Raw genomic sequence first — 17026 nt, 5'->3', positions numbered from 1 at the left:
GCGGCGATTCTTGTTGTGCTTGCAGTTCTAACATGGCGCCAGGGACATGCATATAAAGATGCTGAAACACTTTGGCGATATACAATTGCGGCAAATCCGAAAAGCGCACTTGCACACAATAACTTGGCAAATATCCTTTCCAGAAAAGGAAATAGAGACGAGGCAATCGAGCATTATTATGAGGCATTGAAGTACAATCCGAAGCTGGCGGAGGCGCACTTGAATTTGGGGATTGCTTTGGTTGAGGTAGGTCGTATTGAGGAAGCAATCGGTCACTATAATGAAACAATTCGCTTGGCGCCAAGTTTTGCTGATGCTTACTTTAATCTCGGAGTTGCTTTGTCGAAGCTGGGGAAAGGAAAAGAGGCTATTGAGCAATATTCGGAAGCAATTCGACTAAAGCCTAATTATGCAGAGGCTCATAGTAATCTTGGGATTGAGCTAGTTGCACAGAGAAGACTTGACGAAGCGATATTCCACTTTACCAAAGCCCTGGAGATAAAGCCGGAATATGCAGAAGCACACAATAATCTCGCCGCCGCTCTATATTTCAAAGGCGACTACGTTCGTGCTCAACAGGAAATCCAATTGTGTGAGAAATACGGCGGCCGACCGCATCCCGGCTTAATCAAAGCAATTTCAGAGAAGATTAATAAGTCGCAATAGCTGTTTCGAACTCTCAAATGGAAATACTATAAGCGCAAGGGCAAGTAAATTAAAAATGAAATGGCCGCGAGAGCTAATAATTTTAGTTTTAATTCTGTGTTTAGGCGCCGCAATTAGAGGGTTCTATTTAAATGAAATAGTTGACACACCAGACTTTGCTAGCCCCGGATTAGATGCTGGTTACCACGATTATTGGGCGCGGGCGTTGGTCTCGGGAGATTGGGCTCCGCCTAGGGGTTTTCAAGACCCCCAAATTAACTCAACGCCCTTTTTTCGTCCCCCAGGCTACCCGTATTTTCTAGCTTTGGTTTACCTGATTACTAAATCGAGCCATCTATGGGCATGCATATTCCAAATGTTTCTCGGATTAATTAATTGCGTTCTTGCATTTTATCTGGGAAAGCGTTGGTTTAATTCAAATGTAGGCCTATTATTTGCTGCCTTCATGGCTATTTATTGGGTTTTCGTTTACTTCGAAGGTGAGCTTCTTGAACCAGTACTCCTTGTTAGTCTGGCGCTTTGCTTAATAATTATATTGTCACTTTGGACTGAAAAGATTACATTGAAGCGCTCAATCGCTGGTGGAGTATTATTAGGCATTTATGCTCTTACTAGGCCGAATATTCTCGTTTTCATTCCAGTTGTCATTGCTTGGGTGGTCTGGCTGGCTCATAGAAGGAATTGGCAACTGCCACTGGGCATTGCGATTGTGGGCTTTTTAACTGGAGCATTGGTTACTATTTTGCCAGCGACTATTAGAAATTTCATTGTAGCAAAGGAGCCTGTTTTGATTTGCTCCAATGGTGGAATTAATTTGTTCCTCGGTAATAACCCGGCAGCTGATGGATATACTCCAGCTTCGCCAAGTATTAGGCGATGGTCTTGCTATGACTATCCAGATATCGTTCGCTTGCTTGAGAGAAAACTTAATAAGAGGCTTGGATATTCGGAGGCTTCTAAATTTTTTGCAAAGGAAGCTCTGAATTATATTAAAAGTCACCCATTAGACGTTTTGAAGCTTACTGGAAAAAAGGCGCTTTTATTCTGGGGACCAAAAGAGGTTGGGAATGAAAAGGAAGACGAGCTTGAGCGAGCCAATTCAAAGATTTTAAGGAAACTTCCTGGCAATTTCTCGATAATTTTTTCACTTGCTTTGGTTGGTTTGCTGATGCTGAAGAAGTTTCCAAAAAGCGTGAAAACCTACAAACTTGACCATCATAATGAGGTGACAATATTAATTTTATTCTTTATCTTGTCGTATTTCATTTCTTATTTGCCATTTTTTGTGGCAGGAAGATACCGCGTTCCCATTATTCCCTTCCTGTTGTTGTTCGCATCTATCGGGATAGATAACGCATTGCGGATGGCTGCCTCTCATGCTTGGCGAAGTCTTGCTAATTGGCTGCTAATTTGGGTTGCGGTGTTTTGCCTAACTTCACAAAACTTTGCAAGGTATGAGCCAAATGTTGCTAAATGGCACTTTGACCGAGGTGTTAGGTATGAAAGAACAGGCCACTTAACAGAAGCAATTGGAGAATACCATAGTGCGATTCAAGCCAAGCCAAACTATGCTGATGCACATTATAACTTAGGTGTTGCTCTTGCACGACAAGGACGGATTGCTGATGCTTTAAGAGAGTTTGTGGAAACAATTCGTATAAGGCCAACCTATGCTGCTGCTCATTTCAACAAGGGTGTTGCACTTGCTGAAATGGGGAAATACGAAGAGGCTTTGAAGGCGCTGGAAGAAGCAAGCCGTCTTGTTCCTGATGACTATATGGCGTATTATGTGTTGGGAAGTGTACAGGCCAATTTAGGGCAAGTAGATAAAGCAATTAAAAGCCTTAGGAAATCATTAGCTCTCAGGCCCAATTACGCAGAAGCACATTTAACTCTTGCACAATTGTTATACGGAAAAGGTCAATATTTGAAAGCATGGAAAGAAGTAGAACTTGCACGCAAGTATGGTGTAGAGCCATCTGTCAATTTTTTGAATGCATTGAGTGAGAAATTGCGAAGACTTAATAGATAAAGAATGTATATGCAGATAGCAAGGGGAATTGAAAACCTACCTGCTTTGGATAAGTCGGTGGTGACTGTTGGAGTGTTCGACGGCGTCCATCTTGGTCATCAAGCAATCATGCGACTGGTGAGGTCAACTGCTGATGATTCTAGGTCTCTTGCCGTAGCTGTTACATTCGATCGCAATCCCAAGGAAATTTTGCAGCCCAAATACGCACCACATTATATCAATACGCTTGAACAAAAGCTTGAACTTATTGCATGGCGCAGAATGGACCTAGCGCTCGTATTAGAGTTCAACCATAAACTTGCAGAAATGTCGGCTGAGGATTTCTTAATACACATTCTGCTCGAAAAGTTGAAGGCTGAAACTATTGTAATAGGTTCTAACTTTGCATTTGGAAAGGGAAGGCGAGGTAGGCCGGCGCTTCTTCGAGAAATGGGAGAAAAGTTAGGGTTTGGGACAATAGTAGTACCGCAAATAGTTATGGATGGGACGATAATAAGTAGCACAGAAGTTAGACGGTTGATTTCTTCGGGCGCAGTAGAAAAGGCAGCAGCAATGCTTGGCCACCCATTTGTTTTAAGGGGAACCGTTGTTCACGGCGATGGCATCGGCGAAAAGCTTGGCTTCCCAACGGCAAATCTTCAACCAGCTGAGAAACAAATCCTGCCAGCAAGAGGCGTTTACGCAGCATCGGTTAGGATTGGACAGACCCGATATTCTGCCGCGGTCAACATAGGAACAAGGCCTACGGTGGGCGGTCGTAGCCTTACTGTGGAGGTTTACATTCTGGATTTCTCAGGAAACATATACGGTGAAAAACTCGATGTTGCATTTCATCAAAGGTTACGAAGCGAGATACAGTTTGCAGTTAAAGAAGATTTGATTAAGCAGATTGAAGCCGATGTTGTGCAAGTTCAGGCGACAGAGGGCTCTTTCTGTAATATGGTATTTGACACGGATTGCCAATTATGGTAGAGTATAACGCAGTTCAGAAAATAACGCGGGCACTTTGTCGAATCGGTGAGGCTGTAGACCCAAGTCTGTAGACAGGTCGTTTTGTACGATGAAGGGAGTTTTCTGTCTACAGTCTCCAGTCTATTGTCTCCCCGATTCTTGCTGAGAGTCGCCCGCGGTTAATCTAAGATTCCAAAGAAGGGATAGAGAACAGATGGTTTTGCAAAAGGAAGAAAAGACAGCCATCATAGACCAATTCCGCATCCATGAAAGTGACACTGGGTCTGCAGAGGTCCAAATTGCCTTACTTTCGGCACGCATCAATCAATTAACCGAACATCTTAAGCAGCACAAAAAAGATCATCATTCGCGGCGCGGATTGCTTATGATGGTTGGACAGCGGCGCAGGTTACTGAATTACCTCAGCAAGAAAGACATCGAGAGGTACCGCTCAATCGTGGCACGTCTCGGCTTGAGGAGATAGGAGACAAATAGACAATAATGTCAGAAAAAGTAGAGCTTGAGGTAGGTGGCAGTATCCTCTCCATCGAAACAGGGGATATCGCGAGGCAAGCTAGCGGGTCTGTTTTGGTAAAACAGGGAGACAGTATTGTTCTCGGCACCGCAACAATGAGTGAGGAGCCGCGAGAAGGCGTTGACTTCTTCCCTTTGGTTTGTGACTACGAAGAGAGGAAGTATGCTGTTGGAAAGATCCCCGGTGGTTTTGTAAAGCGTGGGGGCAGACCCTCAGAGAAGGCGGTAGTGACTTCGAGGTTAATCGACCGACCACTTCGGCCGCTTTTCCCCGAGGGCATGCGAAATGAAGTACAAATAATCTGCATGCCTCTCTCGTATGACCCTGAACATCCCACCGATGTGTTGGCAATTATTGCTGCGTCAGCGGCACTTAGCATTTCTCCCATTCCCTTCAATGGCCCTATTGGAGCAGTAAGAATCGGGCGAATTGATGGCGAATTTATCGTAAATCCATCATTGGAACAGCTAGAAATATCCGATTTGAATCTTGTAGTTGCCGGAACATTCGATGCCGTCACTACGGTAGATGCCGATGCCAACCAGGTGCCCGAAGAAGAAATTCTTGCCGGAGTAGACATTGCGCATGAACACATAAAGCAGATAGTTGGAATTCAAAATGAGCTTGTCCGACGTATCGGTCAGCCCAAAGCTGAAGTTCCGCTTTTTGAACTTGATTCGGAACTTTTCCAAGATATAGACACAAAAGTTTCTGAAAAGGTCCGGCAAGTAATCCACGAACTTCCTGCGAAGAAGTTGGGCAAAGCAGAGCGTGCAGATGTTCTAGATGATTTGAGAGCCGAGTTAATTGAGAGCTTGGTAGCAGACTATCCAGAACGTGAAGTTGAGGTTGCCGAAGCTGTTGACAAGATTATAAAGAGGGAGTTTCGGAGTCTTATTATCAACGAACGGGTTCGCATGGATGGCAGGCGGCCAGATGAAATTCGCCCCATCAGCGCCCAGGTAGGCTTGCTTCCAAGAGTGCATGGTTCGGGATTGTTCACGCGCGGGCAAACCCAAGTGCTTACAACTGTTACGCTTGGATCGTTAGACGAGGCGCAAATTGTAGATAGCCTTGAAGAGGATGGCACAAAGCGCTACATGCACTTCTACAATTTTCCTCCTTTCAGCGTGGGAGAAACGCGGCCGTTGCGAGGGCCTGGAAGACGGGAAATTGGCCACGGACAACTAGCAGAGAAGGCATTGGCGCCAATGATTCCGTCAGAGGAAGATTTCCCTTATGCAATTCTGCTCACATCCGAGGTTTTGGAGTCAAGCGGGTCCACTTCAATGGCAAGCGTTTGTGGAAGCACGCTGAGTTTGATGGATGCAGGAGTGCCTATAAAAGCACCCGTAGCTGGTGTGGCAATGGGGCTAATGACTGATGGTTCCAACTATGTCATACTAAGCGATATAATGGACCTTGAGGATTTTGCTGGCGATATGGATTTCAAAGTTGCAGGGACGACAACTGGCGTCACTGCATTACAAATGGATACCAAAATCAGCGGTATACCCAGAGAGGTCCTAAGCGCTGCGCTTGAACAAGCAAAAGTTGGACGGCTTTATATTCTTGATAAGATGCTTGAGACGATTTCAAAGCCGCGAGAAGAGCTTTCCCCATATGCTCCAAGGGTATTGATGATTGAGATACATCCTGATAAAATAGGTGATGTTATAGGCCCGGGCGGTAAAATCATCAAGAAAATAGAAGCGGAAACAGGCGCCAGCATAAGCATCGAGCAAGATGGCCGAGTCTACATAACCGCTGTAGACAAGGCTGGTGGCGAACGCGCTTTGAAGATGATAGACGACATAGCGCGAGATGTTAAAGTTGGCGAAACCTACCCTGGCAAAGTTACGAGAATTACTCCTTTTGGTGCGTTTGTAGAGATACTCCCCGGGAGAGAAGGTTTGTTACATATATCGCAAATTGGCCCAGCGAGGATAGCAAAAGTGGAGGATGTGCTCCACGTAGGCGATGAAGTGCTTGTGAAAGTTATAGAAGCAACGCCTCAAGGGAAGATAAGTCTAACAAGGAAAGGAGTAGTTCAACCTGGCGAGGGGCCAAAGCCAGAGCGTTTTGTTTCTCCTGCGCTACGGGAACCACAAAAGGGAAGAGAAAAAGACATAAAACCGGATAAGGGTCGAAGCTTTTTAGATGACGACGAATTTCCGCGTGCGAAATTCCGACCAAAACGATAACTCGGTCCAAAGCCGAATAAAAGCACCGGCCGAAGCAGTGTGGCTTACGAGCCAGCTTTTCGGCCGGCTTGCATATCAGGGGGCAAATTGAAAGGGTACATATTCCACTTCACCCTCCCCCATAATTTTTCAAAAGGGTAGCAATGTTCAATAAAGATATATTACCGAATGGTATTCGAGTTGTAACTGAAACTATACCACATGTTCAGTCAGTGGCTGTTGGCGTGTGGGTCGGCTCTGGCTCAAGAGATGAGGATGATTCAAACAGGGGTATCTCTCATTTCATTGAGCATATGCTGTTCAAAGGAACTGCAAACCGCACGGCTCAACAGATTGCAGACGAATTCGATTCTATCGGCGGTCATTTGAATGCGTTTACCGAAAAGGAATACACCTGTTACTTTGCCAAGGTGCTTGCCGAGCATACTCCGATTGCTATTGAAGTAATCGGCGACATGCTATTAAACTCAATATTTGATTGTGATGAAATCGAAAGAGAAAAGAATGTTGTTCTGGAAGAAATAAAGCGGCACGAGGACTCACCTGATGACCTGGTGCACGATATTTTTGCCCAGACAATATTGGGTGGACATCCCCTTGGTCGTTCGGTGCTAGGCGATAGGGAAACGGTTGGCAAACTAACCAGAGATGACGTAGTTTCCTATATGAGCAAACGTTATATTCCCGAGAATATGGTCATTGCAGCAGCAGGCAACTTAAATCACAAAGAATTCGTTGGCAGAATTGCTGACATTTTTGGGTTGCTTTCGGGCGAAAAGGTTGAGACTAACCAATATGCACCTACCTTCTGTGCGCGGTCAAACTTAACGCAAAAAACGACCGAGCAAGTGCATTTCTGCATCGGCACTCGAGGATTTGCTCACGGCGAAAAGGATAAGTACACATTGGCAATTATAGATGCTGTGCTCGGCGGTGGAATGAGTTCGCGCCTCTTCCAGGAAATTCGTGAGAAACGGGGGCTAGCTTACTCTATCGGCTCATATTCCATTTCCTATAGGGAAAGTGGATTGTTCGCCGCCTATGGAGGCACAAGCATGCAGAGTTTGGATGAGGTTATGGGATTGGTGAAATCAGAGTTTGTGAGCATTCGAGAAGCTGGCCTTACGGATAAAGAATTGGAAAGAGCAAAAAATCAGATTCGTGGAGCACTTGTTCTCGGCCAGGAAAGCATGAGTAGTCGAATGATGCGGTTGGGCAAGACGGAGCTATACCTAGGTCGGATTATCCCGCTGGAGGAGATAATTGGTTCTATAATGAGTGTTTCCATGGCTGACATTATCCGGGTAGCCAATGAGGTGTTCGATGACTCGACGATGTCTTTAGCGGCAATTGGACCGTTTAACTAATGTGCGAGGTTGATATCAATGGATAAACCAATAATAAGAGTCGCGATATCGGGCGCAGGCGGAAGAATGGGCCGTGAGACGGCATTGGCGGTTTATGGCGAAGCCCACGAAATGGTTTTGGTAGGTGCCGCGGACCCCGCATATACAGGAAAAACACTCTCGGAATTGCTTGCAATCGATTGCCCTATAGAAATAAAAGGAAGCTTGACGGAAGCACTTGATTCAGCGCCAGCAGATGTTGCTGTGGTTTTCAGTGTTCCTTCAGCGGCTATGTCTGATATTCGAACAGCTATGAATGCAGGAGCTGTTCCAGTGGTAGGCACAACGGGGATAACGGAGGAGAACCTGGCTGAAATTAAAGAACTTGCGGAAAAGAAAGGAATTGGAGCAATTATCGCTCCTAACTTTGCCATCGGAGCAGTACTGATGATGAAGTTCGCTGCAGAAGCTGCAAAATATTTTCCGGCAGTAGAAATTATAGAACTTCATCATGACAAAAAGCTTGATGCGCCGTCAGGAACCGCAATTAAAACAGCGCAGATGATATCTAACGTCCGTTCTCGAGACAGTGCTAGCAAAGGCGATAATACAGCACGAGGGGCAGAGTTTCACGGGGTGAATATTCACAGTGTCAGATTGCCTGGGTTGGTTGCCCACCAAGAGGTAATCTTTGGCGGAGTTGGTCAAACCTTGACAATCCGCCACGATTCGATAGATAGGAAGTCATTTATGCCGGGTGTCCTTCTTGCAATAAAGCGAGCTGTTGGATTAACCGATGTAATTTATGGGTTAGAAAAAATTCTGTAAGGAAGGTTGTTGCTCTATGGAAAGGTTCAACGTTGCTGTAGTTGGCGTCGGAGCCGTTGGGCAAGAGATGCTAAAGACGCTTGAACAGCGGAATTTTCCCATAAACAAGCTAAAGCTCCTTGCACGTTCTGCCAGAGTAATGGAAATCAATGGAAAACAATATGAGGTTAAGGAGACTATACCAGAGGAATTTGACGATGTAGATATTGCTCTTTTTGCAGGAACCGAAGGCGAAAGCGGTGCAAGCAAGCTTTATGCTTGGGAAGCAGCAAAGCGTGGGGCAGTTGTAATTGACAACTCCTCGACTTTTAGGATGGACGACCGCGTTCCGCTAGTCGTGCCGGAATGCAATCCGGATGACGTCAATTGGCATCAGGGAGTTATCGCCAATCCAAATTGTTCAACAATCCAGATGGTGCTTCCACTTAAAGCTATATACAACCGCTCGCGTGTAAAAAGAGTCGTAGTTAGCACTTATCAAGCAGTATCTGGCACCGGTCGCGATGCGATTAAGGAACTACATGAACAATCTACGAAATTGGTAGCAGGGAAAGAAATTGACCCGCCAGCAGTATATCCCTATCAAATAGGTTTTAATTTGTTTCCCCATATCGGCAATTTTAGACCCGATGGCTATACAAGTGAAGAATGGAAGATGGTGGCTGAGACCCATAAAATATTGGGCGATAGAGAAATAAAGATTACTCCAACCACGGTGCGCGTTCCAGTGTTCAATGGCCATTCCGAAGCGGTTTATGTCGAGACAGAAGAAAAAATCACGGCAGAGGAGGCTAGGGAAATTCTCGCTTCCTTCCCTGGAATAATTGTCGTAGATGAGCCTAATCCGACCGACAGCGACCCAAATTGCCGCACCTATCCGATGCCAATTGATGCCTCAGGAAAGGACGAAGTTTACGTCGGCAGAATACGCGAGGATCCATTCATCGAAACGGGGCTTAGTATGTGGGTGGTGGCAGATAACCTCCGAAAGGGAGCGGCTCTAAATGCAGTCCAGATTGCAGAATTGATGATTTCTCGTGGCTTAATCCGCAGTCGCTAGAACCCAGTAAGCAGACCCCGTATTACCAAAAACATGGAAAACCAAGAGGCAGTTCGCATAATTCCCTTAGGCGGCGTTAGTGAAATTGGCAAGAACATGGTCGCATTCGAATATTGCGGCCAAATTCTTTTGGTTGACTGCGGTCTGATGTTTCCTGACGATGAATTACTCGGAGTTGACCTTGTCGTCCCCGATATTACCTATCTTCTCAACAAGGCAGATAGGGTTCAGGGAATCGTCCTGACCCATGGACACGAAGACCACATTGGGGCTCTTCCTTATGTGCTTAGCCAATTAAATGTGCCAATTTGGGGGACAAAGTTAACATTAGGCTTTGTTCAAGCCAAGCTTGATGAGTTTAAGCTTACAGACGTTGCAGAACTTCACCAGGTTGAGCCCGGGCAGCGCTTCAATATCGGAGTGTTCGACGTGGAAACTATCCGAGTAAGCCACAGTATACCGGATGGTTTTGCAATTGCAATAAGACTGCCAGTAGGCACCATTGTCCACACAGGGGATTTTAAGTTCGACCAGACGCCAATTGATGGCAAATTGGCAGATTTCCCAGCCTTTGCACGAATTGGGGTTGAGGGCGTATTGGTGTTGCTAACTGACTGTACTAATGTCGAAAAGCCTGGGCATGTTCCCTCAGAGCGCGTTGTCGGAGCGATGTTCGAACAGGTTTTCAGCAAAGCACAGGGAAAGATAATCATCGCCACGTTTGCCTCAAATATCCACCGCATACAGCAAGTCTTCAACACCGCTGCCAAGTTTGGACGTAAAGTTGCAATAATTGGGCGTAGCATGGCGCAGAACGTCGAAATTGCTGAGCAACTTGGCTATCTCAAAATTCCAAATAACACTAAGATTCGCGTTGAAGACGTCCCAGAGCTTTCTCCGAGCCAGGTTGTCTGCATGACTACCGGCAGCCAAGGTGAGCCACTTTCCGCTTTGACGCGCATTGCAATGGATGACCACCCAATCGTTAAAATTCAACAGGGCGATACAGTAATAATCTCCGCAACCCCAATCCCTGGCAATGAAGACCTAATCTTACGAACTATAAATCATCTATTCAAACGCGGAGCAGACGTTATTTACGATGCAATTGCGCCTGTCCACGTCTCAGGTCATGGCAATCGCGAAGAACTAAAGCTAATGCTCAACTTGACTAAACCCAAGTATGTGGTTCCAGTTCATGGCGAGCACAGACACATCGCAAAATATATCGAGCTTGCCGTAGAGATGGGAATTCAGCGAGAAAACGTCTTCGCGATGGAAGTCGGTGACGTTTTGGAGATTAGTCAGTCAAACGCACAAATTGTTGGCAAAGTCCCAGCAGGCGATGTTCTAGTGGATGGAATTGGAGTGGGCGATGTGGGAGATGTGGTTCTTCGAGACCGCCGGCACCTGGCGCAGGATGGAGTGTTTATCGTCGTTTTGGGCATCGACAAAGCAACCGGCGATATAGTCGCTGGTCCTGATATAATTTCCCGTGGTTTTATTTATCTTGAAGAAGCAGAAGATTTAATCGAAGAAGTCAAAGAGGTGGTAACACAAACAATCGAGGGGTTGGCAGTTGATGCGGCAACCGAATGGACAACGGCTAAATCCGACGTTCGTTCTGCTGTAGCAAAGCTTATATCTAGTCGGACTCGCCGCCATCCCATGATATTGCCTGTAATTATGGAAATATAGCTCAGGAGGCGTCTGGAGTTGGACCATTTCCTCAAGCCAATAGCGAATTGGGTGATAGAGCAAATAGGCTCATTTGGATATCCCGCCGTTATAGCGATGATGGCGATAGAAAGCGCATGCATTCCTCTGCCCAGCGAGATAATAATGCCATTCTCGGGCTTTTTGGTATATAAAGGTATTTTCGACCTCCATCTCGCATCGCTCTCAGGTGCACTCGGTTGTGCAATTGGCTCGGCGGTTGCGTACTACGCCGGGATGCGCGGCGGAAGGCCTTTCATCAAGAGATACGGAAAATATTTGCTAATCAAGGGAAAGGATATGGACCGCGCCGACTACTTGTTTGATAAATATGGTGAGCCAATAGTCTTTATAAGTCGCTTGCTTCCTGTAATCCGAACTTTCATCTCTTTCCCCGCAGGCGTCTCCCGCATGAATTTCGGCCGCTTCATGGTCTACTCGTTTGTAGGCTCTGTCCCGTGGTGCTATTTCCTTGCCTATGTTGGCAAGGTGCTCGGTGAAAATTGGAGTTCAATCCGCTCGTACTTCCACAATGCAGACATCGTAATTGCTGTTTTAATCGGTGTTGCGTTTGTCTTCTGGCTCTACCACCACCTTAAACCAGAAGGCTAAATTCACGTTTATTTGTTTGATTCCTCGGATACAACAAATCTCAGGAACCATACTGTTTCGTTTGCCGTCGTATAGATAGAGGTCGAGGAAAACTTCTAGGTTGGTGGGGGGAGCGTAAGAAAATATAATAGATAGGTAAAAAACTGTTATTTTTACTAGTTGACGCTTGGGTCAATTTATTATACATTAAAAGGGCTAGCGAATAAACATGCCCTCAGAGCATGGAGATTAACCCCCAGCCCGGAAAATTCTCGAAATATCAGGTGAGAGGAAGACCTAGCCGAAAATGAAAACGTATACAAGCTGTCCTCAAATCACTCGCTTCAGCTTGCCCGCCGATCCTGCGGCAGCGTAAATCCTGCGAAGATTTATCAGAGAGATTGCGCGAGGAACAAATCTTACGCCTCAAGAAGTAACTGACCTTCAGCTTGCGGTAACAAAAGCATTCAACGAAGCGCTCTGTGATCAGAAAGTACCAGGCGAGGGGCGCATCGCTCTGAAAATTGACGCATGGCTCGACGAAATTATTGTTGATTTGGTGTACCGCGAAACCCATTTCCCGCCAGCAGAGTTCTTCTCTAGGTCCTGATGTTCGATGTTGTCAGTGCCGTGGGAAAGTATGCCGCAGTCGGTCTTTTCGGCATGTAAAACAAATATCCTCGTTGACTTTTAACGCATCATTGGGTAGTATTACTTCGCATTCGTTATCTGCTTCGGAGTTTTTAAATGCGCACCGTTTCTAGACTGCTCCAACTATATTTCCTATCCTTAATCTTGTGTGCGGCGGCATTGGGAGCCGAATACAGCGACTTGCTACAAGAAGCAGTCGCAAATATCGAATTGGGCAAATACGATGATGCCCTTCAAGCAGTTGAAAAAGCCTTTGCCCTAAACTCATCTGATTCGCTTGGTCATCTCGCACTTGGCACTATTTATCTTCATGCGGGAAACCTTTCGGATGCGGAAAAAGAATACCACCACGCCATTGCGGCTAATCCAAGTGAATGGCGCGCCCATTACGCTCTCGCAATTTGCGCTCTGCTCAAAGGCGATAGGCCCGGAATGGAAAAATGGGCGAAATTGGCAGAAAAAATAGACAATAGCTCCAAGGAGATTTCATTGCTAAGGTGCTATTTGGATTATCTAGACGGCAAGGTTGCCGACTGCACTGCACCCCAATCAACACTTGCAAAGCAAATTCACGCAATGGCGAAGTTGAAAGCAGGCGATATTGAATCCGCTTCCAACCTGCTTGTGGATGTACTTCAAAGCCTGGCGCCCCCAGGGTTTGAGGAATTTCGGGCTCCTATCGCCACATTTGACAAGAAACAACCAATAGCCTTGCCAAACGGAAAGCTTTCCAGGAAGCCCCCAGAACAAAAAAATGCCCCTGTTGTGTCCGGTATCGTAACCCTAACTGCAGATGCAAGCAAGCTGGAGCAGGTTGCATATGTTGTGTTTTTCGTTGATAAAAATTTTGTAGGTGTAACAAATTACAGCCCATTCAGGTTCGATTGGAATACCCTCAACCACCCAAATGGCTTGCACGAGGTTGAAATCGAGGCGCGCGATCAAAACGGCGCTATCGTCAGCAGAAAATCTACATGGGTTCGAATAGAAAACGCTAATCCTCTTAAGTTCCCAAATCTGAAAGGTCCTAAAGCAGAGCAACTTGCAGCACGCATATGGAGTTGCATTCGCTTGACCGAGTCGCGAAAGCTGGCACACTACGAATTAGCAAAAATTTTCCTCGAGATTGGAGATAAAGAAAACGCCGCAAAGCATTTCGAGTATACAGTCGCATACGATTCGAATTTCCTTGATGCACGCGACCAGCTGATTATTCTCCAGGGACGGAAGCCCGAATATGCCGAACTGCGCCAGGGTCCCGCCGGCTTACGGATGGTTGCACTCACCTTCGATGACGGACCAAATGAGCGCACAGAGGAAACGCTCAAGATACTGCGCAACCTTGGGGTCCGTGCAACTTTCTTCCTAGTCGGATTTCGTGCAGAGGCACAGCCAGAGCTTGTAAAATTAATCGAAGCGGGCGGCCACCAAATCGAAAATCATACCTACAGTCACGAAAACCTTGCGAACCTATCCCAAAAGCAGGTGGAGATGGAGCTGGCAAAAGGAGCCGCTGTCATCCGCGCCATTACCGGCAAAGAGTCGCGCTTTTTCAGGCCCCCAGGAGGACATGCGAACAACGTTGTCCTTAAAGCCGCCGCCCGCTTAGGGCTAACCGGCGTATTCTGGAACATAAACTGCACTAAGTATGAAGGAGCCAGCCATGTAATCCTTGCTCGCTCGGTAGTAGACAATGTGAACGATGGCGCGATTATCCTTATGCATAATGGTGAGCCTGCAACCCTCAGCGCACTCCCCCAAATCGTGAGCGAACTTCGCAGTCGAGGCTACCGCTTCGTTACAATTTCTGAAATGATGGAGGCTGTGCGGTAATGTCATTCTGTACTTAATACTTTAAATGCTTGACAAGAAGTCTTAAGATTAGTTATACTTCTCAAGAACTTCGACTCTCAAAAAGCCAAGTTCTTACTCTTATCCACCAGTAAGGACTTCTCCATCATGAATGAAAAAATCTTGATTATCGAAGATGAAGCACTGATTGCAGACTCCGTTAGCTATGCCCTCAAAAAAGAAGGCTACCAGGTCCTAGTGGCTACAGACGGCGCTCAAGGCTTGGCAATGGCTCGCGAACAATCGCCCGACCTCATTCTGCTGGATATTATGCTTCCCACGATAGACGGCTTCGAAATATGCCGCATTCTTCGAAAAGAAACAAGCATCCCAATTATTATGCTAACGGCAAAAGGCGAAGAGGTTGACCGCGTAGTCGGCTTAGAGCTGGGTGCAGATGACTACGTAATTAAACCCTTCAGCATTCGAGAGCTAATCGCACGTCTAAAGGCGGTATTGAGACGCTCAAGCCTTGCTGAGGAATCGGGTAGGCATGAAGTTTTGCGCGTGGGCGACCTAACTGTCGATTGCTCCAGAAGAATTGTTAAGCTGGGCGACAAAACTATTTACCTTCCCTTGAAGGAGTTCGACCTTCTTCGAATTCTTGTGAAAAATAGAGACCGTGTCATGACTCGCGACATGCTGCTGAACGCCGTTTGGGCTGAGGATGCTTACGAAACCAGCAGAACACTCGACGTCCACATCCGCTGGCTCCGCGAGAAAATAGAAGATAATCCCAGCTTGCCAAAACGCATTGTTACGGTTCGCGGCATTGGCTACATGTACGTCGGACAGAGCGATGACAAAGAAGATTAAATGGCGCTTTGTCTTAACCTACCTCGTTGTTACTTTCTTGGCTATTTTTAGCCTTGGCCTCACATTTTCATACTTTGTCGAACGCCAATTCATTGCCGAAGTCGAAGCCGCACTCCACGGACATGGAACGCTCGTTAAAGACGTGCTTGAGCCAAAAATACGCCAGTCAAAATCAACTGATAGCGTTGACCTTAACAGACTTTGCGAACGCCTTGCAGCTGATATTCGCGCAAGCATTACCGTGTACGACAACCAAGGCCGCGTTATTGGAAGCAGTGGAACCGGCTTCAACGCTCCCGGCGTCGAGGATTTTGCACACTCTATCAAAGGACTGCAGGAAGGTTTCGGATGCAAGATTTGCCACAGCGAAGCCCGCGAAGTCAAAGGCGCTGTTGTCGTTGTTCCACTAAAGGCAAATGGAAAATCCGCCGGAAAGGTCGTGCTCCAAGCCTCTTTATACGAAGCACGCCGCGCCGCCGGCAGAATCCACCGCATTATACTAGTAACGCTAGCCATAACAAGCGCAGTAGCAATCGCAATTAGCATGCGACTTGCCTCTAGCATAGCCGACCCAATCAGCAAAATGAATGAGATGGCTAGAACAATGGCGGCTGGAGACCTTAGCCAGCGAGTGCCTGTGATGTCGAAAGATGAAGTAGGCGAGCTCGCCGCTAGCCTTAACTTGATGGCTGACCGCCTTTGCGAGAATATCGAGCAAGTAGCCGAACAGAAAAAAAGAATGGAAACCATCCTTCGAACAATGGCGGATGGTATAGTGGTAACTGACAAGCGTGGACGAATTATCTTGTTTAATCTTGCTTCCGAACGAATTTTAGGCATTAAATCAGAAAAGGTTGTAGGAGAACAAATCGGAGCGCTTAGCATGATTCCCGATGCCGTCGAAATGATTCACGGGACCGTGAAATCACGCCGCACGCTGAGAAAGGAATTGAAGATTCACGCCCCTGTAGAGCGAATTGTAAATGCTTACTCAGCGCCAGTAAGCGATGAAAGTGGCCAAATAATAGGAGTAGTACTGGGTCTCCACGATGTTACCGAGATTCGCATGTTGGCAGAAGTCCGGAAGGACTTCGTGGCGAACGTTAGCCATGAGCTCCGAACGCCCGTCGCCGCAATTCGCGCAATTGTCGGCGCTCTCCAGTCCGGTGCCAAAGAAGACCCAGAGGTTCTGGATCGTTTCGTAAACAGCCTCGATTCGGAAACAGAGCGACTTTCTCTTCTCCTAGCCGATTTGCTTAATATCTCAGAGCTTGAATCAGGCAAACGCAGGCCACAGCGTTCAAACGTTTTGGTGCGAGAATTAGTTGAGCAGGCAGTCGAGAACCTTTCGGAAAAAGCCCTCCAATACGAAGTCAGCGTTAAAATAAACGTTCCACATCAAATGCAGATGTATGTGGACAAACGCCAAATGCATCAGGTGCTTATAAACCTAATAGACAATGCGATTAAGTATACGCCTGAGAAAGGCTCCGTCGAAATATCGGCTTCCGAAACCAGCGAGGATTGGATATTGAGCGTAAGCGATACAGGCGTCGGCATACCCCCTGCGCATATTGACCGCATATTCGAAAGGTTCTACCGTGTGGACAAGGCGAGGTCGCGACAGCTTGGCGGCACAGGCTTAGGCTTGTCAATCGTGCAGGATATCGTCCAAGCGCACGGCGGCAGGATATCTGTTGAAAGCACTGTCGGCGTTGGAAGCACCTTCACAATTGCTATCCCAAAAATGGAGCCCGAAAACTTGGCTTGACAATTTGG

Annotated in this window: 13 protein-coding genes; all 13 read left to right on the top strand. The window is 46.7% G+C overall.

Annotation, left to right across the window (positions count from 1 at the left end; all coding sequences use genetic code 11):
- The coding region (locus K6T99_11850; protein MCL6520512.1) for a tetratricopeptide repeat protein at positions 1 to 666 on the top strand (666 nt) is incomplete at its 5' end.
- A gap of 55 nt (positions 667 to 721) precedes the next feature.
- The gene (locus K6T99_11845) at positions 722 to 2698 is read left to right on the top strand and encodes a tetratricopeptide repeat protein (protein MCL6520511.1); all 1977 of its coding nucleotides are present in this window, start codon (positions 722 to 724) and stop codon (positions 2696 to 2698) included.
- A gap of 9 nt (positions 2699 to 2707) precedes the next feature.
- Positions 2708 to 3670 (top strand): bifunctional riboflavin kinase/FAD synthetase, encoded by a 963-nt coding sequence (locus K6T99_11840; protein MCL6520510.1) that lies wholly within the window; start codon positions 2708 to 2710, stop codon positions 3668 to 3670.
- Positions 3671 to 3863: 193 nt separating this feature from the next.
- Entirely contained in the window at positions 3864 to 4133 is a 270-nt protein-coding gene (gene rpsO / locus K6T99_11835) for a 30S ribosomal protein S15 (protein ID MCL6520509.1), read from the top strand.
- A gap of 17 nt (positions 4134 to 4150) precedes the next feature.
- Positions 4151 to 6388, top strand: a complete 2238-nt coding sequence (locus K6T99_11830) for a polyribonucleotide nucleotidyltransferase (protein ID MCL6520508.1) — start codon at positions 4151 to 4153, stop codon at positions 6386 to 6388.
- 143 nt (positions 6389 to 6531) lie between these two features.
- The gene (locus tag K6T99_11825; GenBank protein MCL6520507.1) at positions 6532 to 7755 is read left to right on the top strand and encodes an insulinase family protein; all 1224 of its coding nucleotides are present in this window, start codon (positions 6532 to 6534) and stop codon (positions 7753 to 7755) included.
- Between the two features lie 18 nt (positions 7756 to 7773).
- Positions 7774 to 8562 (top strand): 4-hydroxy-tetrahydrodipicolinate reductase, encoded by a 789-nt coding sequence (dapB, locus tag K6T99_11820; protein ID MCL6520506.1) that lies wholly within the window; start codon positions 7774 to 7776, stop codon positions 8560 to 8562.
- A 16-nt stretch (positions 8563 to 8578) separates the two neighbouring features.
- The gene (locus K6T99_11815; GenBank protein MCL6520505.1) at positions 8579 to 9622 is read left to right on the top strand and encodes an aspartate-semialdehyde dehydrogenase; all 1044 of its coding nucleotides are present in this window, start codon (positions 8579 to 8581) and stop codon (positions 9620 to 9622) included.
- Positions 9623 to 9655: 33 nt separating this feature from the next.
- Positions 9656 to 11320 carry a ribonuclease J gene (locus K6T99_11810; protein MCL6520504.1) on the top strand — a complete coding sequence of 555 codons (1665 nt, stop codon included), beginning with the start codon at positions 9656 to 9658 and terminating at the stop codon, positions 11318 to 11320.
- A 96-nt stretch (positions 11321 to 11416) separates the two neighbouring features.
- Positions 11417 to 11950 (top strand): DedA family protein, encoded by a 534-nt coding sequence (locus K6T99_11805; GenBank protein MCL6520503.1) that lies wholly within the window; start codon positions 11417 to 11419, stop codon positions 11948 to 11950.
- Positions 11951 to 12676: 726 nt separating this feature from the next.
- Positions 12677 to 14413, top strand: a complete 1737-nt coding sequence (locus K6T99_11800) for a polysaccharide deacetylase family protein (protein ID MCL6520502.1) — start codon at positions 12677 to 12679, stop codon at positions 14411 to 14413.
- Between the two features lie 126 nt (positions 14414 to 14539).
- On the top strand, positions 14540 to 15247 hold the full coding sequence (locus K6T99_11795; protein ID MCL6520501.1) for a response regulator transcription factor: 708 nt from the start codon (positions 14540 to 14542) through the stop codon (positions 15245 to 15247).
- On the top strand, positions 15231 to 17018 hold the full coding sequence (locus K6T99_11790) for a cell wall metabolism sensor histidine kinase WalK (GenBank protein ID MCL6520500.1): 1788 nt from the start codon (positions 15231 to 15233) through the stop codon (positions 17016 to 17018). The genes K6T99_11795 and K6T99_11790 overlap by 17 nt, the downstream gene beginning before the upstream one ends.
- The last annotated feature ends 8 nt before the right edge of the window (positions 17019 to 17026 follow it).

The organism is Armatimonadota bacterium, assembly GCA_023511795.1.
Classification (GTDB): Bacteria; Armatimonadota; UBA5829; order DTJY01; family DTJY01; genus JAIMAU01.
Note: the sequence above shows the minus strand (reverse complement) of the source record. Positions and strands in the feature narration are given on the sequence as shown.

What these genes read in the sequence shown, in the direction of transcription:
- K6T99_11840 (MCL6520510.1), top strand. Translation starts at nt 2,708, where the DNA reads ATGCAGATAGCAAGGGGAATTGAAAACCTACCTGCTTTGGATAAGTCG.
- K6T99_11830 (MCL6520508.1), top strand. Translation starts at nt 4,151, where the DNA reads ATGTCAGAAAAAGTAGAGCTTGAGGTAGGTGGCAGTATCCTCTCCATC.
- K6T99_11810 (MCL6520504.1), top strand. Translation starts at nt 9,656, where the DNA reads ATGGAAAACCAAGAGGCAGTTCGCATAATTCCCTTAGGCGGCGTTAGT.
- rpsO (MCL6520509.1), top strand. Translation starts at nt 3,864, where the DNA reads ATGGTTTTGCAAAAGGAAGAAAAGACAGCCATCATAGACCAATTCCGC.
- K6T99_11795 (MCL6520501.1), top strand. Translation starts at nt 14,540, where the DNA reads ATGAATGAAAAAATCTTGATTATCGAAGATGAAGCACTGATTGCAGAC.
- K6T99_11790 (MCL6520500.1), top strand. Translation starts at nt 15,231, where the DNA reads ATGACAAAGAAGATTAAATGGCGCTTTGTCTTAACCTACCTCGTTGTT.
- dapB (MCL6520506.1), top strand. Translation starts at nt 7,774, where the DNA reads ATGGATAAACCAATAATAAGAGTCGCGATATCGGGCGCAGGCGGAAGA.
- K6T99_11825 (MCL6520507.1), top strand. Translation starts at nt 6,532, where the DNA reads ATGTTCAATAAAGATATATTACCGAATGGTATTCGAGTTGTAACTGAA.
- K6T99_11815 (MCL6520505.1), top strand. Translation starts at nt 8,579, where the DNA reads ATGGAAAGGTTCAACGTTGCTGTAGTTGGCGTCGGAGCCGTTGGGCAA.
- K6T99_11805 (MCL6520503.1), top strand. Translation starts at nt 11,417, where the DNA reads ATGATGGCGATAGAAAGCGCATGCATTCCTCTGCCCAGCGAGATAATA.
- K6T99_11845 (MCL6520511.1), top strand. Translation starts at nt 722, where the DNA reads ATGAAATGGCCGCGAGAGCTAATAATTTTAGTTTTAATTCTGTGTTTA.
- K6T99_11800 (MCL6520502.1), top strand. Translation starts at nt 12,677, where the DNA reads ATGCGCACCGTTTCTAGACTGCTCCAACTATATTTCCTATCCTTAATC.